The following is a 23,777-nucleotide window of genomic DNA, read 5'->3' as shown; positions in this document are numbered from 1 at the left end:
AAGGGGTGTCAACATGCCAAGAAATGAAGAAAAGAAAAAATTTAAATGTTCTTTTTGTGGAAAAAGTGAAGAGCAAGTAAGAAGACTTATTGCAGGTCCAGGTGTATATATTTGTGATGAGTGCATCGAGCTTTGTTCTGAAATCATAGTAGACGAAAGAGAAGAGGATGTCCAAATTGACATGGGCACATTACCTAAACCTAAAGAAATTAGAAAGTATTTAGATCAGTATGTAGTAGGGCAAGATGATGCTAAAAAGGCTTTGTCTGTAGCAGTGTATAATCATTATAAAAGAATAAATTCTAATGTTATGGATAATGATATAGAACTACAAAAAAGTAATATACTTCTTTTAGGACCAACAGGTTCAGGTAAAACTTTATTAGCTCAAACACTAGCAAAAATGTTAAATGTACCTTTTGCAATAGCAGATGCTACAACCCTTACAGAAGCTGGATATGTAGGTGAGGACGTAGAAAATATATTATTAAAATTAATTCAAAACTCTGATTATGATATAGAAAGAGCTGAAAGAGGCATTATCTATATCGACGAGATTGATAAGATTGCACGTAAGTCTGAAAATCCATCTATAACTAGAGATGTTTCTGGTGAAGGTGTTCAGCAAGCTTTACTTAAAATTCTTGAGGGAACTGTATCTTCTGTACCACCACAGGGAGGAAGAAAACATCCACATCAAGAGTTTATCCAAATAAATACATCTAATATATTATTTATTTGTGGTGGAGCTTTTGATGGATTAGAAAAAATTATAACAAAGAGAACTCAAAAATCAGCCATGGGATTTGGTGCAGAAGTGATATCTAAGGAAAAACAAGACTTAGGAGAATTATTTAAGCAAATAATGCCAGGTGATTTACTGAAGTTTGGATTAATTCCAGAGTTTGTAGGAAGAATTCCTGTAATAGTAACTTTAGATAACTTAGATGAAGATGCTCTTGTAAAAATATTAAGTGAACCTAAAAATGCATTAGTGAAGCAGTATCAAAAGTTATTAGAAATTGATGATGTTAGACTTGAATTCGATGAAAATGCTCTTATAGCTATAGCTAAAGAAGCCATAAAGAGAAGCACAGGAGCAAGGGGATTAAGAGCAATAATAGAAGATATAATGCAGGAAATAATGTATGAGATTCCTTCACGTGAAGAAATAGAAAAAGTTATAATTCATGAAGAAACTTTAAATACAAAGATTCCTGAATATATCATTGCAGACAATGGAAAGAGAGAACCTTTAAAAATAGATAGTAAAAAGGGTGTAAAGAGAACACCTGAACTTGCATAATATAAAAACTGCTGAAATTCAGCAGTTTTTTCTTGTTATAGAATATTAATCCAATATGTTGTGAATAATACTATTGTGACTTAAATAATTAGTAAAGGGAGGGAAGATTAGTTTGCTTATAAAGTAGGCTAATATTGATATGGAACCAGTAGCGATTTTGATTATGCTAATACAACTATTAGTTACAATAGTAATGGGAATTTACTTCTTTAATGCATTAAAGGGACAAAAATCATCTAAGATTACAATTAATAAAGAGAACACTAAAGAAATTGAAAAGCTGAGAAAGTTAAAAAGTATATGTTTGACAGAGCCTTTAACAGAAAAGAGTAGACCTAGAAATTTTGAAGATATAATTGGTCAAGAAAAGGGTATTAAGGCTTTAAAAGCAGCCATATGTGGTCCCAATCCTCAACATGTTATAATATATGGACCTCCAGGAATAGGAAAAACAGCAGCAGCAAGACTGGTATTAGAAGAGGCAAAACTAATTCCAGCTTCACCATTTAAGGCAACTTCTTCTTTTGTAGAAATTGATGCTACAACTATAAGATTTGATGAAAGAGGAATAGCGGATCCATTAATAGGATCAGTTCATGATCCAATATATCAGGGGGCGGGTCCATTAGGTGTTATAGGGGTACCACAACCAAAACCTGGAGCAGTTACAAAAGCACATGGAGGAGTTCTATTTATTGATGAAATAGGTGAATTACATCCTATAGAAATGAATAAGTTATTAAAAGTTTTAGAAGATAGAAAAGTATTTTTGGATAGTGCATATTACAATAGTGAAGATCCTAATATGCCGTCTTATATTAAAGAGATATTTGAAGAAGGACTTCCTGCTGACTTTAGATTAATAGGTGCAACAACTAGAAGTCCAGAAGAAATTGTTCCAGCTATTAGGTCTAGATGTGTAGAAATATTTTTTAGAGCTCTAGATGGAGATGAGATAGAAATAATTGCAAAAAATGCAGCAGAAAAAATTGGAATATCAATAGACGAAGAAGCAGCAAAACTGGTTGGAATGTTTGCTAATAATGGTCGTGATGCTGTAAATTTGGTTCAATTAGCTTGTGGAATTGTAATTAATGAAAATAGAAATACTGTTAGTATAAATGAAATACAATGGGTTATTGAGAATGGTCAATATTCACCAAAGCCTAATAAAAAAATATGTGCGAAACCAAAGGTTGGTTATGTAAATGGCCTTGCGGTATATGGTTCAAATATTGGATCTGTAATGGAAATAGAGGCAACAGCAACAAAGGCAAGAGAAAGAGAAGGAATAGTAAAAATAACAGGTATTGTTGAGGAAGAGGAATTAGGAGATAAGGGCAGAAAATTAAAACGAAAAAGTACAGCAAGAAATTCTATTGATAATGTAATTACCGTGTTGGAGAGAATATACAACATAGATACAAAAAAATACGATATACATGTTAATTTTCCAGGGGGAATTCCTGTAGATGGTCCTTCTGCTGGAATAAGTATGACTACTGCAATATATAGTGCAATAACAGGTAGGAGTGTAGATAATAATATAGCTATGACAGGAGAAATATCTATTCATGGTGAAGTAAAGCCAGTTGGTGGTGTTACAGCTAAGATTACTGGTGCTATAAAAGCTGGTGCAACAAAGGTTTTAATTCCAAAAGAAAATTGGCAAGAGGTATATAAAGATTACAAAGATATAAAAGTGATACCGGTAAATACTATAAAGGAAGTAATAGATGAAGCAATAATAAAAGAACAAATTCTTCACATAAGTGTAGAGAAAAAAGATCAAGGGTTTGAATTGAATATGGTACCTCAATTAGATGCTTAAAGCTAATCCCTATAGAAGTTCAATGGATAAAACTTATATAGGGATTATTTAATTGAAAAATTATATTTTTATAGGTATAATATACTAGTCTAATTATAATTAATACAATAACCACATATCATTTGGATGTTTTATTAAAGTAGGATTTTCTTTTATAAGTTGTATTTTATAATAAAAAAGAAAACACTGCACTGCCCTGAAAGATTCCTGTATAAATACTTTAGGTTGAATTATTAGTTTAAGCAAACTAGGTAAGATTTTATAATATGAAATTAAGTAAGATTAAATAATAGATTAGATAGAAATGAGGAGATGTTATGGAGAATCAAATAATGAAACTTCCATTAATTCCCCTTAGGGGATTAAGTATCTTTCCACATATGGCTTTAAACTTTGATATAGGAAGAAAGAAATCTATAGAAGCAATTAATAGAGCCATGGATGAAGATCAGAAGATATTTATAATAAGTCAAAGAGAAGCAACTACTGAAAATCCAACTGAAAAAGATATATATAATGTTGGATGTGTATGTACAATAAAGCAATTTATGAAGTTGCCAGGGAATCACTTACGAGTATTAGTAGAGGGAGAATATAGGGCTAAACTTGTAAAATATTTAGATGAAGATGATTGTATAAGTGCAGAAGTTGAAGCTGTTGAAGAGTTGGATATAGAGGATAAAACAGAATCTGAAGGATATAAAAACTCACTAAATGATATGTTTATTAATTACTTAGAATTAGCTGGTGAAGAATTTAAAGATTTAATAGTGGAATTAGAAGCAGAAGAAGATAATAGTGTATACTGCGATGTAATAAGTGCATTTCTACCGGTAAAGGCTGATGTAAAGCAGGAGTTGTTGGAAATTACTTCAATTAAAGAAAGAATGGAAAAATTATTAGTTATTCTTAAAAAAGAGATTGAAGTTGTAAAAGTAGAGAAGCTTATAAGTAATAAGGTTAAAGCTAGAGTAAGTGCATCTCAAAAAGAGTACTATCTTAGAGAACAACTTAAGGTAATTCAAGAAGAGCTAGGAGAAGAAGATGAGTTTGGAAGAGAAATAGCTAATTATGAAAAAAAATTAGGACAAATTAAATTACCTAAAGATGTTAAAACTAAGATAGAGTTTGAAATTAATAGACTTAAAAATATTGGTCCTTCATCCCAAGAGGGATCGGTTATAAAAACTTATTTAGATACTATTTTAGGTATGCCATGGAATAAGCTAACAAAAGATAATCTAGACTTAACTAATGCTAGAAAAGTTTTAGATGAGGAACATTACGGACTAGAAGATGTAAAAGAAAGAATTATAGAATATTTAGCAGTTAGAAAAATGAGTAAATCATTAAAGTCACCTATAGTATGTTTAGTTGGACCTCCAGGGGTTGGTAAAACATCTATTGCAAAATCAGTGGCTAATTCACTAGGACGAAAATTTGTAAGAATGAGTTTAGGTGGAGTAAAAGATGAGGCTGAAATTCGAGGCCACAGAAAAACTTATGTAGGAGCAATTCCAGGACGAATTGTATCAGCATTAAAGGAAGTTGGGTACAAAAATCCAGTATGCCTTTTAGATGAAATAGATAAAGTATCAAAGGATTATAAAGGAAATGTAGAAGATGCTCTGCTTGAGGTGCTAGATTCAGAACAGAATAAGACCTTTAGGGATCATTATATAGATGTAGAGTTTGATTTGTCAAAGGTATTATTTATAACTACAGCAAATACTTTAGATACTATATCTAGACCACTATTAGATAGAATGGAAGTAATAGAGGTTTCAGGCTATACTACAGAAGAAAAATATGAAATAGCAAAGAAATATTTAGTACCTAAAGTTATGAAGGAATATTCTGTGGAAGATGGTCAGATTATAGTTAATGAAAGTGCTTTAAGAACTATAATAGATAGATATACAAGAGAATCAGGAGTTAGGAATCTAGAAAGAAAGATAGCTTCAGTAATAAGAAAATCTATAACCGAAATAATGGAAAGTAATAAGAAAAAAATAACTATAAATTCTTTAACTGTTAAGAAGTATCTAGGTTCTGAATTGTATAGTTATGATGATTTAGATAAAGAAGATAAGATTGGAGTAGTCACAGGTCTTGCATGGACTGGATATGGTGGTGATACGCTTCCCGTAGAAGTAGCAGTAATGGAAGGTGATGGTAAACTTCAACTTACAGGCCAACTAGGAGATGTAATGAAGGAATCAGCTAAGGCGGGTTACAGTTATGTAAGGGCTCATTGTGACATGTATGGTATAGATAAAGAATTTTATAAAAATAAAGATCTACACATTCATATACCAGAAGGAGCTATTCCAAAGGATGGTCCATCCGCAGGAGTTACTATGGTTACAGCTATGGTTTCTGCTTTAAGTAACAGAAAAATAAAATATTCAGTAGCAATGACAGGAGAAGTTACTTTAACGGGTAGAGTATTACCTATAGGGGGACTTAAAGAAAAAAGTCTGGCTGCTTACAGAATGGGAATAAAAACTATAATTATTCCTAAAGCTAATGAAAAAGACTTAAAGGATATACCAAAAGTTATAAAAAGTAAAATAAAGTTTATACCAGTAGAAAAAATTGAAGATGTATTGAAGAATGCACTAGTTGGAGAAGATAAAAATGGAAATTAAACAAGCAGAATTTAAAACTTCGGCTGTAAAGCCTACCCAATATCCAGAAGATGGAATGTGTGAAATTGCCTTTGTTGGTAGATCCAATGTAGGAAAGTCGTCACTTATTAATACTTTAACAAATAGAAGAAAGTTAGTTAAGGTAAGTGGTACACCTGGCAAAACAAGACTTATAAATTTCTTTACTATAAATAATAAGCTATACTTTGTAGATTTACCTGGATATGGATATGCTAAAGTGTCAAAAAGCGAGAAGGCTACTTGGGGAAAAATGATGGAACAATATTTAATAAATAGGCCAGAATTGAAAAAAGTAGTTATTTTAGTGGACTGTAGGCATAAACCAACTGGTGATGATATAATGATGTATGAGTGGATTAAGCATTATGGTTATGAAGTTATAGTTGTAGCAACTAAAAAAGATAAGTTAACTAAAAGTGAATTACAGAGGAGTGCTAAGGTAATAAAAGAAACCTTAAAGCTTGGAAAAGAAGATAAATTATTGTTCTTTTCTTCTTTAAAAAAGGAAGGAAAAGAAGAATTACTTGAGGAAATATTTAAAGACTTAGGACTTGAATAAAATAAAGGGTTATTGATTAGAAAAATCAATGACCCTTTATTTATGATATAATAATATTGATTTACTTTTAAACATATAAGTATATATGTGATTAAAGAGGGGTGTTTATTTGAAGATATTAGGAAATTTATTTATTATATTTATGCTTTATATTTTACCACTGGTATTTTATCTAAGAACAGTGAAAATAAAAAGAAATTCTAAGCTAATTAAAATTATAGTGATTATAGCATATATATCATTGTATTTCTTATTACCGGAACTTTATAATAATATATTACCTTTTGTTTTAATAATTTTTATTTTAGCTAATTGGGTTAGTTCAAAATGTAAGAATGATGATTATATAAAATACAGGTTTTCTTTAGGTGATTTTAGAATAGGTAAAGCATTGATATATGTGTTATTAGTTTATGGATTTATAATAATGTGTGGTTTGTTTTGGCTTTTATTGCTGTTATTGTTAAAGATACCTATTGAACGACAACAAGTTATAACTATGTTAAGTGATTATGATTTAGTTTCTTTTATAATAACTATTCCCTTTACCGTTATTTTTGCACCAGTAGTTGAAGAATTCGTTTTTAGGTACTTATTTTATGGTAAGTTTTTAAGAAGTAGATTTAAAGGGGAGTTTGGATTTATAATATCTGCATCTATTGTTAGTATATTATTTGCATCTATTCACTTTAGTATTAGTGCTTTTGCTTCCTTATTTGTAGTAAGTTTTTTTAACTGCTATCTAATTGAAAAGGAAGGGTTTTGGTATTCAGTATTTATCCACTTATTTGTTAATGGAGTTTCTACTTTTATATTACTGCTAAGCAAGATAATTTTATAGTAATAAGATAATAAAAAGTCATCTCATAATTTTCTTTATTGAAAATTATGAGATGACTTTTTTATCACCGATTTTATGGAAAAACATATATTGTAGTAAAGAGGCTTAGGAAAAACACACTAAAAATACTATAGATTAAATATATAAAAAACTTCAAAAATACAATTATCAGTGTCAAAACTTAAGCAAAATCATATAGTGTATTATACAAATGATGATATAAAAATGTAAATATAATAGGAGGATAAAAACTATGAGTGACTATTCAAATCTATATCAGATGTTTGGCGGAACATGTACAGATGGAAACCCTTCTCAAAACTTTGGATTTGGAAGTGGAAAAATACTAATTTGGATAATATTAATACTAATTTTCTGTAGAGGTGGATTCGGCGGAAATCGTGGATGCGGTGGATTCGGAGGAAACTGTGGATGTGGTGGATTCGGTGGATTCGGAGGAAACGGTGGAAACTGTGGATGCGGTGGAAATGATTGCTGTTGCGATCCTTGTGATTGCTCATGCTGTTGCTGTGAACCTTGCTGCTGCAAATGTAAAGAATATTGCTGCTGCTGTGGTGGAGTAAGAAAAGATTGTAAAAAACAAAAGCATTATATTATAGAAACTGCTTCATGCAACCCATGCCAATTTACCCAATGTTGTAACCCATGTTGCAATCAAAATCAATGTAGTGGCAATAATGGTTGTTTTGGAAATAGTGGTTTTGGTGGCTTTGGCGGATGCAATATATGCCAAATAATTCTTATAATAGCAATTTTTCTTATAAGAAGAACACCTCAACAAGTATGTAAACCATGCTAAAGAATAAAGAGTAGATAAGCCTATAGATAAGAAAACGATAAATAAAGATTGGAGGAATGAATAAATGTGTGGATATTCAAATAATAGAGGTAACTCACAAGCATGTACTATTCTTTTAATAATAGTTATTCTTGCAAATCAAGGATTACTAGATGGTTCATCAAAGTCTAAAAATGCATTAACATTACTTTTCTTATATTGGTTATGTGGATTCAATGGTGGATGTGGAAGTAATAATATGTTAGGAAACTGTAACTATGGATCAATGTGTGGAAACCAATGTTCATGTAGATGTGGATGTCAATGCAAGTGTAAATGCTGTAAATGTAAATGCAAAGAAAGAAAATGTAAATGCAAAAGAATAAAAGTTTGTTGTGCATAGCACAATAAATATCAAACTAACTAAAGGATTATTAATTATCAAGAGATGAAATTAATAAATACCAACAAAAGTTATTAAGTGATTAATCTATGATAATTAGAAAGTACACTTCACAATAAGGAGGAATTTATGATGTGTGGATGCGGAAATATAGGAAATTCAGGTTGCGGCTTTCAACCATGTACAATTCTACTATTAATCGTAATTCTAAAAAATCAGTGTTTGCTAGACACAGAATGTAATTCAAGTGCTAGAAATGCATTAACTTTAATATTCTTATATTGGTTATGTTGCTCTGGTGGATTTGGTGGATTTGGATTTAATAGAGGAAATGCTGGATTTGGCCATAATAACTTTAATAATGGATGTTGCTGCAGAAAACAATGCTGCTGTAAATGTTGTTAAACTATAAGATGTTTAAACAAAAGTAAGGACTGCTTATAAAAGTAGAAATAACAATGGATAAAGAATGATGTAAACCATGGCCCAGTATAGGGGGGTTTCTAGAAAAGTAAGAAAATTAGCAGTCCATGTTATTCATGGATTGCTTTTTTAAAATTTTATAATAAGTAAAGAGGTGAGTAGATGGGAAAGCATAAGCATAGAAAAAGAGATAGAGAAGAAAACTATGTGCAAGAGCAAAATAATAATGGATACTTTGGAGGATATAATGGCAATAATCCAATGAATAATAATATGGGAATGAATGCAATGAATATGGCTGCTAACTTAGGTGCAATGGGAATGAATAATCCAGCTGGAATGAACAATCCAATGGGAATGAATAATCCAATGGGAATGAATAATCCTATGGAAATGAATCCTATGGGTATGATGAATCCAATGGGGATGAATAATCCTATGAATAATATGGGAGGAAATAATCCGTTGGCTAGCATGTTAGGAGGTATGGGCGGAAACTTTAATGGTATTCTGGACTTGCTTAGCAATTTAGGCATAGGCGGAGGAGGTAACACAGGAGATAGTGGTGATTTGATTAGTATGATATCTTCTTTATTTGGCGGAGGAAATACACAAGCACCTTCTAATAATGTAAACAATGGTAATAGTTCAATAAATAATAATAGTTCTATAGAACAAATTTTATCTCAGATTAAACCAGAGGATATAGAACAATTAAAAACATTGCTACAGAATATGAATTCTAATAATTATAGTGATAGTAATAATGTCAATAATGAAAATGTTGAAGAGTATACAGAGGTAAAAAAAAAAGATAAAGAATCAGTAGATGAAATATTAGCTAATCTTGACTTTAATGCCATATTGAATAACATGAATAACTTGGAGTTTTCACGAATAGATTTTTCAAATGTAGATTTAAATAATTTAGACATAAATGACATTATAAAAAGTGATGAGTTTTCAGAAGAAAATATTACTACAGTAGATGAAGCAGATATAATTGAAGAGAACATATTTAGAGATGAAAAAGGGTTAACGGAGGAAGAGTACAATAAGATTATAAATATATTAATTAGACTCATTGATCCAAATAAGATTAAATTATTACAAAAAATTTTTGAATATAATAATTTAGAAAAAGACTAAAATATTTAAAAAAGATGTATATATAATATAATTTAGTCAATAATAAAAATGTAATGGAAGTTAAAATCTCCATAAACCTCTAGAAGTAATTTTAGAGGCCCCCCCATCCCCCTGGGACCGTTAGGTCCCATTTTTATTTTTTGAATATAATAATTCCAATAATGGGATGAGAAAATTAAAAGGTAAAATAACTTAATATATATTAACAGAGGTAATTTTAAATGGAAAATCATTATCATTATATTTATTTATCATTAAATTTATAGTTAAATTACTTACTTTTTTACTATCAGATGTGCTTATTACTCTAAAGTTTAATATCCAATTTTCACAGGTTATATTTCCTGTATTATCCCAAGCTAAATCTGTAAAATAACCATCTTGAAATTTATAATAATTTGATCCATTAGCAAGTCTAAAAATACTCTCTAAATCTGAACCGCTTATTTGAGAGTAAAAATAGTTGGGAACAGACAAGTAAGGGTCAGGCAAACTTTCTATTAGGCATATAAAGTTAGTTATAGTATCCTTGCCTGGTAAAGATGTAGTCAGATTATCATTAAATTCTTTAAGGGAGCCTTTATTATATAAATATCCCTTTAAATTAATATTATTATCTTGAAAATTACCTGATATAATTTTAGGAGTTCTACTATTAGCACTATCTATAAATCCTAATAAATTATTAGTAGAACAAAATATGTCATCATATCCATTTCCATTCCAAGAAAAGATATGTTGAACAGCTTTATTATGAAAAGAGCTTTGAATAAATATTTCTTTAGAATTATCTCTAGAAATATCTAGGGTAGAAACCCTTACAGGCCAATATGTGCAATATTCTCCAAGGGTCTGCAAATTTTTATCATAGTTTAAACTATAGGTTTCATTATTATTTAAATTTACCTGAGCTAATAAATCAGAGTTGGATTTTTTAATAAGTATGGAATCTTTTTTATTATCATTATTTAAATCTTCATTAATTACAATATTTTCTTCAGATAAGTTGAATACATTTTTTCCTTTTAAGTTATCTTCTTCAAAAAATAGTTTAAAAAAACATAAAGTAGCTAATACAAATAAGAATATATTAAATAATTTAGTATGCAAATTATTTTTCTTATACACTATAATCACCCCTCTATAAATTATATGTGTAAAGAGAGATAATAATTATTAAAAATTAGACAAATAAAAAAGAGATTAGATAATCTAATCTCTTATTTTGATTTCTTGCACATAGGGCATAGTCCATAAAAATATACTTTATTAGAAATAATCTCATAATCTGTATTATCTTTTACACTAGAATTTAGAAAATCAAAGTTAACACCTTCTAAATCATCTACCCTAGAGCATTTTATACAATGTATATGAGGATGTGGATCAGCAAAACCATCATATCTAAAGTTGCCTTCTCCAACATTAATCTCTTGAATTAAATTAACGTCTACTAAAACCTTTAGCGTTTTATAAACTGTTGCTAAACTCATAGTTGGATACGCTTCTTTTAAAGCTTTATGAATTGTTTCAGCTGATGGATGTTCTTTTGTTGATTTCAAGTAATTGTATACGGCTATACGCTGAGGTGTAAGTTTCAGTTTTTTTTCTTTGAAAACTTGGGTAAAATTAATATCCATTGAATCACCTCTATAGTTATTTGTTATAGATATTATATAATAAATATTATCCATTGTCAAAGGGGAAGAATGGATAATGATTATTATATAATATTGCTATATTATATAATATATTATAGCAATTACAATAAAATATTTATATAAATTTAAAAAATTAATTCAATTAATAAGAAGTCACTCATATATTATAGTATAAGAGAGGAGGAGAATGACTTGAAAAAAACATATGTGTTAGATACTAACGTTATATTATATTCATCAGGAGCATTATTATCTTTTGGTAATAATGATGTAGTAATACCAGAGGTGGTATTAGAGGAGCTGGATGATTTTAAAAAAAATAAAACTGACCTTGGGTTAAATGCTAGACAGGCATCGAGAATTATAGATGTATTAAGAAAGTTAGGAAATTTGAATGAAGGAGTACCTCTTCCTGGTGGTGGTAAATTAAGAATAGAGACTAATTGCTTAAATGCAGAAGTTCCAAAGTTTTGGGATAGAAATAAAGCTGATAACAGGATACTCCAAGTATGTAAGGCATTAAAAGATGCTGGGGAAGATGTTATATTAATTACAAAGGATACCTTTGAAAGAATAAAAGCAGATATTGTTAATGTAAAAAGCGAAGATTTTTATGAGAAGGTAGTTCCAGCTGGAGATGAGCAGTATACTGGTAGAATGGAAGTCTATGTTTCACAAGATAAGCTTTCAGAATTCTATTCCAAAAAGGTTATATCTAAAAATGACGTAGTATGTTATCAAGAAGAAAATGATGAGTATTATACTCCTACCCTTTATACAAATCAATTTTTAGTTATGCATTCTTTAGAAAATAAAAAACAAAGTGCATTAGGCAGATTTGATGGAGAAAATATAGTACATTTGCATTATAAGGATAGCAAACCCCTTGGATTAAGTGCTAGAAATGTAGGACAAAGATTCATGTTAGAGTGCCTATTTACGTCATCTAATATGGCTCCTTTAAGTATAGTAAAAGGTCCAGCAGGAACAGCCAAAACATTATTTTCTTTAGCAGTAGGATTACAGAAAATCATAGAAGAAGAAACTGGTGAATATAGAAAGATATTAGTATGTAGACCTAATGTAACTATGGATGAAGAAATAGGGTTTTTACCAGGTACTGAAGAGCAAAAAATATCCCCATTTATGAGACCTATTTTTGATAATTTAGAAGTTCTAGTAGATTCAGATGAAAAAGAAAGATATAAAAATGAAAAAGAATTACAAGATAAGGTAAATGAATTATTTGATAGAAGGATTATAACCACTGAAGCCATAGCATATTTAAGAGGTAGATCAATAATAAGACAGTGGGTAATAATTGATGAGGCTCAAAATCTCTCTCCAAAGCAAGTAAAGGCAATTACAACTAGGGTAGGTATTGGAACAAAACTTATACTTATTGGAGATCCAGATCAAATAGATCACCCCTTTATGGATTCTAGGTCTAATGGGTTGTGTTATGCATCTGAAAGAATGAAAGGTAGTAAATTGTGTTACCAAGTAACTTTGAAATATGATGAATGTGAAAGATCACCACTATCTTTTGAAGCTGCTCAACGTTTGTAGTATAAATCGCAAGTTTATTAGGATATAATAATTTTTATAGTATTTATATAATAGTAAAGAATCGATAAGTATTTTATAATATTTATTGATTCTTTTTTTGGCTCTGTAGTTAATTAAAGTGATAAATGTTACAAATGCTCCAATATTATATTTAAGAAAAGTTATTAATCCATGGAGTCAGCATAGCTAAAATTGCACCTATTTAAAATGTTACATATGGAACTAGTTAAATATATAAATAGTTAAATAGTTAAATAGTTGTTTTATCCATGCGGGTTTCAGCTATTTTTGTATTTTAATAGTGTAACTAAGTCTATAGTAAAGATATAATACAAGTATTATTTATTAAACTGGTTAGTTGAAAAAATAATAGAAATTTTATATTAATAAAAGAATTAAAAAGATTGATAAAAATATGATATACTAGGAGTATTGCAGAAGGAGTGAAAAGGATGAATAACAATTATTTATTGGGAAGGATCTTAGTGATACCAGCAATTTTAGTTGCATTTACATTTAAGGGATATATTCAATCTAAAATTGCTATAAAACTTGGTGATGATACCCCAAAAGAGTATGGAAGAAATACTTTAAATCCTTTGAAGCACATCAGTGTATTTGGGTTTATATTTATGCTTATAATAGGTTTTGGATGGATAAAACCTGTAGAAATTAATAAATCAAATTTTAAAAATTATTATAAAGATGATTTAAAAATAAGACTTGGAGGACTTCTAACTACTTTGACTATAGGATTTATAGCTACAATAGCTCTAGCTTTATATGTCAAGTTTATACCAGGAAATAGTGATATTAAGTTTATAATATATTTAATTATCCGACAAACAGCTCTAATAAATTGTTCTTGGTTTATATTAAATTTATTACCTATACCAGGTTTTGATGGTTTTAGCATAATAGTAGATATATTAGGAGATAAATCTAAAAGATTTCAAACTATAATGTATAAAAATAACATGCTAATATTTATTATATTAGTTCTACCTATTATAGGTGGACTTTCAATTTTAGATTTTATAGTTGGAATACCAGGTCAGTATATATATAATATTTTTGCAGCTATGGCTACATATTTATTTTTATAAAATTCATATAGACAAAAATAAATATATAATATAATTTAACAAACTAATATCGAGGAGAGAAATTTATGAGACTTAGAAAAAAGCATTGGGCAAGACCAGAATTAGAAGCTAGTGATATTGTAATATATGATAAATATGGTCATTGCGGAAAATGGAGAGAAGAATTTGAAAATAATAATCCTATTCATTTAGAGTTAGGTTGTGGTATGGGAGGACATATTAGTCAACGTGCAATTAAAGATAGAAATGTAAACTATATAGGAATAGATTTAAAAGATGAAGTTGTAGTATATGCATTAAGGAAAGTTATGGCATCATTTGAAGGAATAGAAAGAGCAAAGAATATAAATGCAAGGCTCATAGTTCTTAATATAATGCTTATAGACAACGTATTTGGTAAAGATGAGATAGATAGAATATATATAAACTTCTGTAATCCTTGGCCTAAAAAAAGTCATAACAAGAGAAGACTTACATATACGAAATTTTTACAATCATATAAAAAGTTTTTAAAACCAAATGGAGAGATATGGTTTAAAACCGATGATGTAGATTTATTCAATGATTCTCAAGAATACTTTAAAGAAGCAGGATTTTCTATAGAATTTATAACCTATGATTTACATAATAGTGGATTTGAAGGTAATGTAGTTACAGAGTATGAAAGCAAATTTACAGCTATGGGAATGAAAACTATGTTCTTAGTGGCAAGATTAAAATAAAAATAAGAGGCAAGATTTAGCTTTAGATTGATGTTGAATCTTGTTTTTTTATTTTTATAATGTATTTAATCTATAGAAATTTCAAATAGAAAATAAGAAAACTATAAGTATATTTAATAAATTTTGACTATGGATAGTGCCTTTGCTATATTTATGTAGGTATATAAAATAGTAAAACTATATGGGGGGAATTAATATGAGAAAAAAGGCATTATTATTAGCTATGAGCTTAATGTTAACTACTACTATTTCTTTGGTTGGTTGTGGTAAAAAAGAAGAAGTAAAACCAGAAACAAATTCTTCAAAAGGAGCTCAAGTTGAAGAAAAGGTTAGTTTTAAAGGTAAGTACATAGTAGATGTTTCATATGTAAAAGAAAGTTTAGAAAAAGAAAATCTACTTCTCATTGATGCAAGGGGTGAAGAAACTGCAAAAAAAGGAACTATTCAAGGAGCAATGGCTATGGCATGGCAGTCTATTGCTAAAGTTGAAGATAGCAAAGCTGGAGATGAGATGTGGGGTACTATTCTAGAACCAGAAGAGTTAAGTAAAAAGCTAAGTAACCTTGGTATTGATAAAGATAAAGAGATTATTATTTTTGCAGCGGCTAAAAATGGATGGGGCGATGACGGAAGAATTTTATGGGAGCTTGTAGCAGCAGGCTATGATAATGTTAAAATGGTTGATGGTGGATACGATGCTATGGTATCAGCAGGGTTACCAGTAGTAAAGGAGATTGCTACACCGGAGCTAGCAGATGTAAAAATTGAGGCTATTGATGATACTCATTTAATTAACACTGATGCTTTAAAAAAAGAATATGAAAATGTAAAGGTAGTAGATGTTCGTGCTGATGAAGAGTATGAAGGAAAGACCTTGTATGGTGAGGCAAAAGGTGGTCATTTACCAGGGGCAATACACATTAAATACACAGATTTATTTAATGAAGAAGGAAATTTAAAGTCAAATGATGATTTAACAAAAATATTTGAAACATCAGGATTATCAAAAAGTGATAAGATAGTAACCTATTGCACAGCAGGTATTCGTTCTGCATATATGCAGTTAATTCTTGAAATGTGTGGATTTGAAAATTCTCTAAATTATGATGAATCATACTATAGATGGTGTGCGGTAGAGGAAGTTGAAAACTAATATCATAAAGTTAATATTATAAAATAAAGTATTCTTTGATATCAAAGAATACTTTATTACAATAGAAAAACATTATATCTAATACAAGAAATAATACAAATTACTGAATAGCTTGGATATTATATATGATACAAAAAAGATAATAAGTAAATATGATTTTCTATGGATAAATATACATAGTTAAAGTAAGGAGTATGTTATGGAAAAGAAATTGACACACAAAAATAGAAATTTAGGAAAAATCTTAATATTAATTATTATAGTATCGCTAGGTTTAGCATATTTTTTCATACCAACTTTCAATTCAAAAGTAAATGGCATCTTTATGTTATTCAGCTCTATGAGTATTGAGTCTGTGGCTGGATATATAAGGTCCTTTGGAATATATGCAGTATTAGTTTCATTTTTACTAATGGTGTTTCAATCAGTGGCAGCACCCTTGCCGGCATTTCTAATAACCTTTGCCAATGCTGCTATTTTTGGATGGTGGAAGGGTGCTCTATTATCATGGATTAGTTCTATGACAGGAGCAGCTTTGTGTTTTTATATTGGAAGAATTCTTGGACGAGATGCTGTTGAAAAACTTACTAGTAAATATGCAATGGCAAGTGTGGATGGGTTCTTTGAAAAGTATGGTAAACATACAATTTTAGTATGTAGATTATTGCCTTTTGTATCCTTTGACTTTATATCCTATGCGGCAGGACTAACATCTATGGGATTTTTAGAATTTATAGTGGCTACAGGGATTGGACAATTACCAGCAACTGTTGTTTATTCCTATATAGGTGGTATGTTAACTGGTGGAGCTCAAATGATTGTTACAGCGTTATTAATACTTTTTGCAATAACTGTATTAGTATTTATGTTTAAACAGATATATAATGAGAGACAAAAGAAAAGTAAAAAATAAAATGCAGAGTCAAAATTCACTCTGCATTTTATAATAAAAATTATTTTTCTAATAATTCATCATATGGCCAACCTTTTTGGCCTTTTTCTAATATAAACATTCTCTTTGCATCCACACTTTTAGTTGTTAAGTAATCAATAGTGTTTTTAGCACCACCGCCACCACCTGGGCAAACAACTATTATTGGCTTATCTGTTTTATTAATTTCATCTAAGGTAACATCTATTTTAGATCTTAAATCATCAGTATCTGCTGGATAAGCATAAGTTGGAACAGTACCAACAATATGATGTGCATCGTAATCTTCTTTTGGCTGTATATCTATTAAATAAATATCATCTTTATTTTCAATAGCAGTTTTTAATTGTTCAGCTGTATAATATTGATATTGTTTTTCTTCGCCTTCTTTTGAAGTATCCTTTGATTTACTACATCCCATAAGCATAGTTGAGATAATTAAGCAAAGAGCAAGTAGAAGAGTAAGTTTTTTTTTCATTTCATATCCCTCCGTAAGTAAATTATTATATTTATTATATTGGTTTCTATTACCAAAGTTATTATATATAAAGGATACATTAAAATCAAATAGGAAAATTAAATTGAAAGTAATAGGTGTATTAGAGATAGCTATACTTATTGACAATAATTATTATTAAAGCTATACTTTTTTTGTTGAAATAAAAGGATATGAAATAGGGGTCAATAGTACCTCTTATTTTTATGCATAGAAAGGTAGTGTTATAAGAGGATGGTTAAGGGGAAAATAAGCATAAAAACTCATCAACTTCTTAGTTTTAGTTCACTATTTATTGAGCTTTCACCAGGAGAAAATGTATTTTGGCCAGGGTGTGCTATTTTATCTATGGGAGAAGAAATAGTGATGAAAACCTATGAACTTTTAAAAACACAGATACCTGATTTAAAATTAAGTACTATGTGTTGTGGAAAACCATCACTTCATATAGATGGGGGAAAACCTTATGAGAAAAGAAAACAGTTTTTAAATAAGGCTTTTGAGAAAAATGGAGTAAAGAAAATTTATACTTTATGTCCTAATTGCCAAAATACTTTGGTTGAAAATAGCAATTGTGAAATAATATCAGCATGGACAGTTTTAGATGAGATAATCCCCAAAAATAAATATAATATATATAAAGGAAGAAAATTATCCTTACATGATCCTTGTCCAATAAGAGGTTATCTAGAGAATGCTGTTTCTGCAAGAAATATATTAAATAAACTAGGAGTAGATATATTAGAGTTCCCTAATAATAGGGATAGAACAATTTGTTGTGGGAAAAAAGATATGATTATGACTTTATACCCAGAAAAAGGTCAAAGGCTATTTGAAATTCGTGCAAAACAAGCACCATCCAAAGAGATAGTGACATACTGCAGTTCTTGTGTAGATACTTTTAGAAAAAATAGTTTTGAAGCATATCATATTTTAGAATTATTATGGGAAACAAAGGCTAATGGGTCTTGGAAGAATAGGTATAATTCTGTAAGGAAGAGTAAGAGGTAAGAGTGATAATGTTAGATACAAGGGGAAGAAAATATTTTGATAGAATATTTGATAAAATTGGAAGAAGTTTTCTTAAAATTGGTTTCATGCCAACACATATAACTATTATTGCTGCTATGGTTGGAATTGTAGGAGCTGTTTCATTTTCCCTTGGTAAGTTTATTTTGTCAATAATTTTATTATGGATTTCTGGATTTTTAGATGCTGTAGATGGTTCTATGGCAAGACAAAGCGGTAAGGTTTCAGAGGTAGGTACATTATTAGATATATGGCTTGATAGATTAGTTGAAATTTCATATATAATATCCTTTGCTATAGTATGTAATGAGGCAACCTTTACCTTAATGATATTAGCTTGCACTATAATTTTATCTATGACGGTATTTTTGACTAGTGGAATGCTCTTAGAAAATACAGGTATTAAAAGTTTTCATTATCAAGCTGGATTAATGGAAAGAACTGAAGGGTTTATAATGTTTACATTTATGATAATCTTTTATCCTCATATGAAAATATTAGCATTTATTTATGCCGTGCTAATTTTATATACAGCAGTACAAAGACTATATATGGCAATTAAAGTATTAGGAGGTAACAATGAAAAATAAGAAATTAAAATCAATACTTTTGATAATTCTTTCCATAATACTTGTTTTTGGACTTGTAGCCTGTGGTAAGAAAAATGATAAAGCTGAAGTGGTAAACTTATATGGATGGGGTGGAGATGAAAGAGTTAACACTTGGATTGATAAGGAATTGGCAGTTTATGTAAAGGAGAACTACAATATTACTTTAAATCGTATTCCTATGAATATTGATGAAATTTTACTGAAACTTACTAATGAAAAAAGTTCTACAGAAAAAGGGACTATCGATATTATATGGATAAATGGTGAAAATTTCCATTATGCTAAGGAAAATGAGCTTTTGTATGGACCTTTTTTAGATAAATTAGAAAATGCACAAGGGTATATAGACTTAGAAGGTGATGCTGCAAATAAGGATTTTGGGTATCCTACAGAAGGATATGAGGCGCCTTGGGGAACAGCTCAATTTGTATTAAATTATGATAGCGATAAGATAAATATACCACCAACTAATGCAGAAAAGTTAAAAGAGTATGTAACAAAAAATCCTGGTAGATTTACATATCCTCAGGCTAGTGATTTTACTGGCTCAGCCTTTGTTAGAACAGTACTTTATGATATTATTGGATATGATAAATTAAAGGACTTACCAGCAGATTATGATGAAGTTAAAGAAGCTATGTCACCTGTATTAGAATATCTTAAAGAGATTGAGCCATATTTATGGAAAAAGGGAGAGGTTTACCCTACAGATTCTGCTCAATTAGATAGCTTATATCAAGATGGTGAAGTTGATATTGCCATGGATTACAATGCTAATAAAGCTTTAAGTAAAGTAATGGATAAAAGTTGGCCTGTGTCTACTAAATCCTTCATATGGGATAAGGGGACTCCATTTAATACACATTATTTAGCCATTGCAGCTAATGCATCTAATGTAGATGGTGCACTAAAGGTAATTAATGCTGCCTTATCAGCTGAAATGCAAATATCTAAAGCAGACTTAAGGGGATGGGCTGATCTACCATCTGTTGAATATAATAAGTTAAATGAAGAACAACAGAAGGAGCTTGATATAAAGCTTACTCCAGATAAAGAGTATGAACATACAATTCTAAACTATGAAGAACTTTCAAAGCACCAACAAGCAGAATTAAGATCAGACTTAGTGGTAATTATAGAAAAGGTATGGGAGGACGTGATTCTTTTTGATAAATAATAAGCAGAGACAAAAGGTTATAGGTGGATTAATGATTATTCCATCTTTATCTGTGATAGTTGTAATTACTATGTTTGTTATTATCAATACCTTTATGGAAAGCTTAGGATATATTCCTGAGCTTTCCTTTAATAATTTTACATTTAAATATTATAAAGAGTTATTTTCAGATCCTGTTTTTTTAAATAGTTTATACTATAGTTTTAAAATATCCTTAGTATCATCAGTAATTGCTACAGTTTTAGGTAGTTACCTAGGATATTACATATCAAAATCAAGGAATAAATTTATAAATGTTTTATATAGATTGCCAATTCTACTCTCCTATGTGGCAGCGGCAGTTCTTATATATACAACTTATAGTGATAAGGGCTTACTATTTCACATAATATCATTATTAGGATTTTCTAATATAAATATAAATTTAATTTTTAACTCCAAGGGAGTAGCAGTAATGCTTTTAAATATTTTTAAAGGTATGCCTTTCATAGCATTTAGTGTTGTTCCTATTTTTATGAAAGTAAATAAAAATTATAGGTTTATAGCACAGAACTTAGGATGTACAAAATTTCAGTATATAATAAAAATTCTTTTACCTTTAGCTAAGAGAGCTATATTTACTTCATTTTTAGTAATATTTAATTTTAATATGTTTACTTATGAAGGTTTTTACTATCTAGGACCATCAAACCCAATTTCTATAGGGGTTTATGCTTATAAAACCTACCTAAATGCAGATTTATCCAATAGAATATATGGAATGGCTATAAATATGATAATGATCATAATATCTTTAATATTATGTGTGCTTTATTATAAAATGATAAAGGATAATAGACAAGAGGAGGTAAGGGAGTGAGAAGGTGGATTAAAAGTGTATTCATATTTTCTATACTTATATTTTTAGTACTTCCTATAATATCTATGATAGTTTGGGCCTTTTTTAAAAGTTGGAAAGCAACGGATATTTTACCTAATACTTTTACACTAGATGGTTTTAAATACTTTTTTACATCAGGAGATTGGTTTATTGGAATAAAGTCTATTTTCTTTTCTACAGAAGTAGCATTAATATCTTTAGTTTTAAGTATCATGGCTGCAAGATTTTTTATAACTACCCATATAAAGTATAAAGTTACATTGGAAAGCATTTTTTATTTACCTATGTTATTACCAGTAATAAGTATATGTTTAGGAAGTCATAAATTATTTCTAAACTATTTTACTTCTTGTAGTATTGCTGTTTTAGTGTTACATATTTATTTTTCCTTACCCTATGCATTTAAATTAATATATTCCTATTATACTGTTTGGGGTATAGGAGATGAGCTTACAGCTCGAGGATTGGGTGCATCTTTTTGGCAAGCATTTAAATATGTGAATATACCACTATATGCTCAAGGGTATGCATCAAGTTTTTTTATGGCATTTATTATATCTTACTCTCAGTATTTCATAAACATGTTTATTGGAGATAATAGCCATGTTAATTTTTCTATGATTATGACACCGTATATAGGAAATTCTAACAGAAATATAGCTTCGGTATATACATTAATGTATATACTCCATGGAGTAATAGTAATGATAATGAGTTCATATATAACAAAGAAGTACAGTGATGATAAATATAGGGAGATGGGTTAAATATGAGTAAGATAGAGCTTAAAAACATATATTTTTCTATTGGTAATAAGGAAATTCTAAAAAATATTAATTTAACTATTGAAGATGGAGAGTTTTTCTCTATATTAGGTCCTAGTGGGGCAGGAAAGTCTACAATTTTTAAGACTATTACAGGGGCTATATTACCTAATGAGGGAGAGCTTAGATTAGATGGTGAGATTATTAACTATTTACCTATGGAAAAAAGAAATGTAGTAATGGTACACCAAGGAAATCAACTTTTTCCACATATGACGGTAAGAGAAAATGTAGAGTTTGGATTAAAAATGAGAAAGTTTCCAAGGAAATATATTGATGATAAGGTCAAATTTCTTGTTGAGTTTTTTAACATGGGTGAACATATGAAAAAGTACCCACATCAACTTTCAGGAGGACAACAACAGTTAATATCATTAATGAGAGCTTTAGCTATAGACCCTAAGGTACTTTTGCTTGATGAGCCCTTTACGGGGTTAGATAATAATTTAAAGCATTATATAAAAGACTATATAATGAAGATACAAAGACAGTTTAGAATTACTACCATTATGATCACTCATGAAAAGGAAGATGCTTTTTCTATGAGTAGTAGTATAGCTTTTTTATTTAAAGGAAGTATAGCTTTAGTAGATAAAACAGAAAACCTAAATAGATTAACTAATATACCTTGTATTGATGAATACTTAGGTGAAATTACTACTTTAGGGGATGGAAGGATTATTTTTTCTGATAGAATTATAAAGATAAAAAATAAGGAGTCAATTATTTAATTGATATCCTTATTTTTTATATTATATAGTTAAATGTTATGGGGAATTTCATGTGAGGTTTATTTTAAGAATTGGTTTTTCCTATCCTTTTTCCAAGGATTAAAGAGAAAATCGTCAGCAATATTAGAAGTATAATTGATACCATAAATGCTGGGTTATGGATATTCAAAGCTTGATTTCCAATGTTCAAAAATACTAAGGTACCTGGAAGAATTCCAAGGATAGTAGCTAACATATAGGAACTGAACTTTATTGATGTTAATCCAGCACCATAATTAATTAAATTGTACGGCATGGCTGGTATTAACCTTAGAATAAATATAATTCCAAAGCCTTTTTTTTCATCTAAATTAAATAAGAAGCTGCTCCAGTTTTCAGGAAGCTTTCTTTGGAGTAAATTAGTAACAGCATCCTTTGCTAGGACTTTAGCCATTAAAAACATTATGGCACTATTTAAAACTGCTCCAATTAAGGTATATATGGTGCCAGGAAGAAATCCAAATAGAAGTCCTGCAGCAAGGGCTAAGATAGGTACAGGGAAAAAAGCGATTGGAAGTATAGTAAAACATAATATATAAATAAATGGTGCTAAGTAGCCAAAACCACCTATGTAATTTCTTAAAATCTCTGGAGTTAATCCTCTGAAAAATGCAAAATAGGTTATAACAAGTATTAAAAGGGTTATCATCGAAATTGTAAGTTTTTTATTTTTTTTCACAGTGTTGCCTCCTTATAGTGACTATATCTCCATAACATATAGTATATAAATTAACAGTGTAAGTCAATATATTGAAATTAGTATAGAGAATTTCTATAAGTAAAATGTAATGATTACTAAAATGTAGTAATTTAACTTTAATTTTAGTATAATTTAACTAACTGGTGTCAACGATTTTTGACTTTG

24 protein-coding genes are annotated in these 23,777 nt (G+C 29.3%); 20 read left to right on the top strand and 4 right to left on the bottom strand.

The annotated features are described in order from the left end of the window. The first annotated feature begins 13 nt into the window (after window positions 1-13). The 9 genes from clpX to B3J31_RS14970 all read left to right on the top strand — a co-directional run bounded on the left by clpX (window position 14) and on the right by B3J31_RS14970 (window position 9,983). A complete protein-coding gene (gene clpX, locus B3J31_RS15010; RefSeq protein ID WP_346867101.1) occupies window positions 14-1,306 on the top strand; it encodes an ATP-dependent Clp protease ATP-binding subunit ClpX in 1,293 nt (430 codons plus the stop codon). A gap of 139 nt (window positions 1,307-1,445) precedes the next feature. Beyond that, window positions 1,446-3,137 carry an ATP-dependent protease LonB gene (gene lonB, locus B3J31_RS15005; RefSeq protein ID WP_207656748.1) on the top strand — a complete coding sequence of 564 codons (1,692 nt, stop codon included), beginning with the start codon at window positions 1,446-1,448 and terminating at the stop codon, window positions 3,135-3,137. A gap of 317 nt (window positions 3,138-3,454) precedes the next feature. Continuing rightward, window positions 3,455-5,788, top strand: coding sequence for an endopeptidase La (gene lon / locus B3J31_RS15000; RefSeq protein ID WP_150844423.1), 2,334 nt, complete (start codon window positions 3,455-3,457; stop codon window positions 5,786-5,788). Further along, window positions 5,778-6,368 (top strand): ribosome biogenesis GTP-binding protein YihA/YsxC, encoded by a 591-nt coding sequence (yihA, locus tag B3J31_RS14995; RefSeq protein ID WP_150844424.1) that lies wholly within the window; start codon window positions 5,778-5,780, stop codon window positions 6,366-6,368. The genes lon and yihA overlap by 11 nt, the downstream gene beginning before the upstream one ends. A 109-nt stretch (window positions 6,369-6,477) precedes the next feature. Further along, window positions 6,478-7,209: a type II CAAX prenyl endopeptidase Rce1 family protein gene (locus B3J31_RS14990; RefSeq protein ID WP_150844425.1), complete on the top strand. Its 732-nt coding sequence runs from the start codon at window positions 6,478-6,480 to the stop codon at window positions 7,207-7,209. Between the two features lie 253 nt (window positions 7,210-7,462). Next, window positions 7,463-8,029, top strand: a complete 567-nt coding sequence (locus tag B3J31_RS14985; RefSeq protein ID WP_346874183.1) for a hypothetical protein — start codon at window positions 7,463-7,465, stop codon at window positions 8,027-8,029. 64 nt (window positions 8,030-8,093) lie between these two features. After that, window positions 8,094-8,411, top strand: a complete 318-nt coding sequence (locus B3J31_RS14980; protein ID WP_207656749.1) for a hypothetical protein — start codon at window positions 8,094-8,096, stop codon at window positions 8,409-8,411. Window positions 8,412-8,540: 129 nt separating this feature from the next. Continuing rightward, window positions 8,541-8,816 (top strand): hypothetical protein, encoded by a 276-nt coding sequence (locus B3J31_RS14975; protein ID WP_242844149.1) that lies wholly within the window; start codon window positions 8,541-8,543, stop codon window positions 8,814-8,816. A gap of 180 nt (window positions 8,817-8,996) precedes the next feature. Next, on the top strand, window positions 8,997-9,983 hold the full coding sequence (locus tag B3J31_RS14970; protein ID WP_150844427.1) for a hypothetical protein: 987 nt from the start codon (window positions 8,997-8,999) through the stop codon (window positions 9,981-9,983). Between the two features lie 192 nt (window positions 9,984-10,175). On the opposite strand, the gene B3J31_RS14965 is transcribed toward B3J31_RS14970, so the two are convergent. Next, entirely contained in the window at window positions 10,176-11,111 is a 936-nt protein-coding gene (locus tag B3J31_RS14965) for a hypothetical protein (RefSeq protein ID WP_346867099.1), read from the bottom strand. A 92-nt stretch (window positions 11,112-11,203) separates the two neighbouring features. Continuing rightward, entirely contained in the window at window positions 11,204-11,623 is a 420-nt protein-coding gene (locus tag B3J31_RS14960; RefSeq protein WP_035135687.1) for a Fur family transcriptional regulator, read from the bottom strand. 213 nt (window positions 11,624-11,836) lie between these two features. On the opposite strand from B3J31_RS14960, the gene B3J31_RS14955 reads away from it, so the two are divergent. From B3J31_RS14955 to B3J31_RS14935, 5 genes are all read left to right on the top strand, one after another. After that, window positions 11,837-13,213, top strand: a complete 1,377-nt coding sequence (locus B3J31_RS14955; protein WP_346867098.1) for a PhoH family protein — start codon at window positions 11,837-11,839, stop codon at window positions 13,211-13,213. Window positions 13,214-13,665: 452 nt separating this feature from the next. Beyond that, on the top strand, window positions 13,666-14,319 hold the full coding sequence (locus B3J31_RS14950; RefSeq protein WP_150844429.1) for a site-2 protease family protein: 654 nt from the start codon (window positions 13,666-13,668) through the stop codon (window positions 14,317-14,319). Between the two features lie 65 nt (window positions 14,320-14,384). After that, entirely contained in the window at window positions 14,385-15,041 is a 657-nt protein-coding gene (gene trmB / locus B3J31_RS14945) for a tRNA (guanosine(46)-N7)-methyltransferase TrmB (RefSeq protein ID WP_150844430.1), read from the top strand. Between the two features lie 196 nt (window positions 15,042-15,237). Then, a complete protein-coding gene (locus B3J31_RS14940) occupies window positions 15,238-16,194 on the top strand; it encodes a rhodanese-like domain-containing protein (protein ID WP_150844431.1) in 957 nt (318 codons plus the stop codon). Window positions 16,195-16,393: 199 nt separating this feature from the next. Beyond that, window positions 16,394-17,107, top strand: coding sequence for a VTT domain-containing protein (locus tag B3J31_RS14935; protein WP_150844432.1), 714 nt, complete (start codon window positions 16,394-16,396; stop codon window positions 17,105-17,107). Between the two features lie 40 nt (window positions 17,108-17,147). Here the strand turns inward: B3J31_RS14935 and B3J31_RS14930 are convergent, their stop codons facing one another. Beyond that, a complete protein-coding gene (locus B3J31_RS14930) occupies window positions 17,148-17,603 on the bottom strand; it encodes a rhodanese-like domain-containing protein (RefSeq protein ID WP_150844433.1) in 456 nt (151 codons plus the stop codon). 252 nt (window positions 17,604-17,855) lie between these two features. Here B3J31_RS14930 and B3J31_RS14925 point away from each other — a divergent pair, with 252 nt between their 5' ends. From B3J31_RS14925 to B3J31_RS14900, 6 genes are read left to right on the top strand one after another with little or no spacing between them, the layout of a single operon-like run. Further along, the gene (locus tag B3J31_RS14925; RefSeq protein ID WP_150844434.1) at window positions 17,856-18,632 is read left to right on the top strand and encodes a heterodisulfide reductase-related iron-sulfur binding cluster; all 777 of its coding nucleotides are present in this window, start codon (window positions 17,856-17,858) and stop codon (window positions 18,630-18,632) included. 8 nt (window positions 18,633-18,640) lie between these two features. Continuing rightward, complete coding sequence (locus B3J31_RS14920; RefSeq protein WP_346867097.1) at window positions 18,641-19,240, top strand: CDP-alcohol phosphatidyltransferase family protein; 600 nt, start codon at window positions 18,641-18,643, stop codon at window positions 19,238-19,240. Next, window positions 19,230-20,438 (top strand): ABC transporter substrate-binding protein, encoded by a 1,209-nt coding sequence (locus B3J31_RS14915; protein WP_150844436.1) that lies wholly within the window; start codon window positions 19,230-19,232, stop codon window positions 20,436-20,438. Before B3J31_RS14920 ends, B3J31_RS14915 begins: the two co-directional genes overlap by 11 nt. Next, a complete protein-coding gene (locus B3J31_RS14910) occupies window positions 20,428-21,297 on the top strand; it encodes an ABC transporter permease subunit (protein ID WP_150844437.1) in 870 nt (289 codons plus the stop codon). Before B3J31_RS14915 ends, B3J31_RS14910 begins: the two co-directional genes overlap by 11 nt. Continuing rightward, the gene (locus B3J31_RS14905) at window positions 21,294-22,085 is read left to right on the top strand and encodes an ABC transporter permease subunit (RefSeq protein WP_150844438.1); all 792 of its coding nucleotides are present in this window, start codon (window positions 21,294-21,296) and stop codon (window positions 22,083-22,085) included. The genes B3J31_RS14910 and B3J31_RS14905 overlap by 4 nt, the downstream gene beginning before the upstream one ends. Window positions 22,086-22,087: 2 nt before the next feature. Next, window positions 22,088-22,873, top strand: a complete 786-nt coding sequence (locus tag B3J31_RS14900) for an ATP-binding cassette domain-containing protein (protein ID WP_150844439.1) — start codon at window positions 22,088-22,090, stop codon at window positions 22,871-22,873. Window positions 22,874-22,937: 64 nt separating this feature from the next. Here B3J31_RS14900 and B3J31_RS14895 read toward each other — a convergent pair whose 3' ends face one another. Then, window positions 22,938-23,591 carry a TVP38/TMEM64 family protein gene (locus B3J31_RS14895; RefSeq protein WP_346867096.1) on the bottom strand — a complete coding sequence of 218 codons (654 nt, stop codon included), beginning with the start codon at window positions 23,589-23,591 and terminating at the stop codon, window positions 22,938-22,940. Window positions 23,592-23,777: the final 186 nt, after the last annotated feature.

This window comes from Clostridium sp. UBA5988 (assembly GCF_002435615.1).
GTDB classification, from domain to species: domain Bacteria; phylum Bacillota; class Clostridia; order Clostridiales; family Clostridiaceae; genus Clostridium_J; species Clostridium_J sulfidigenes.
This window is presented reverse-complemented; position numbering and strand designations above follow the sequence as displayed.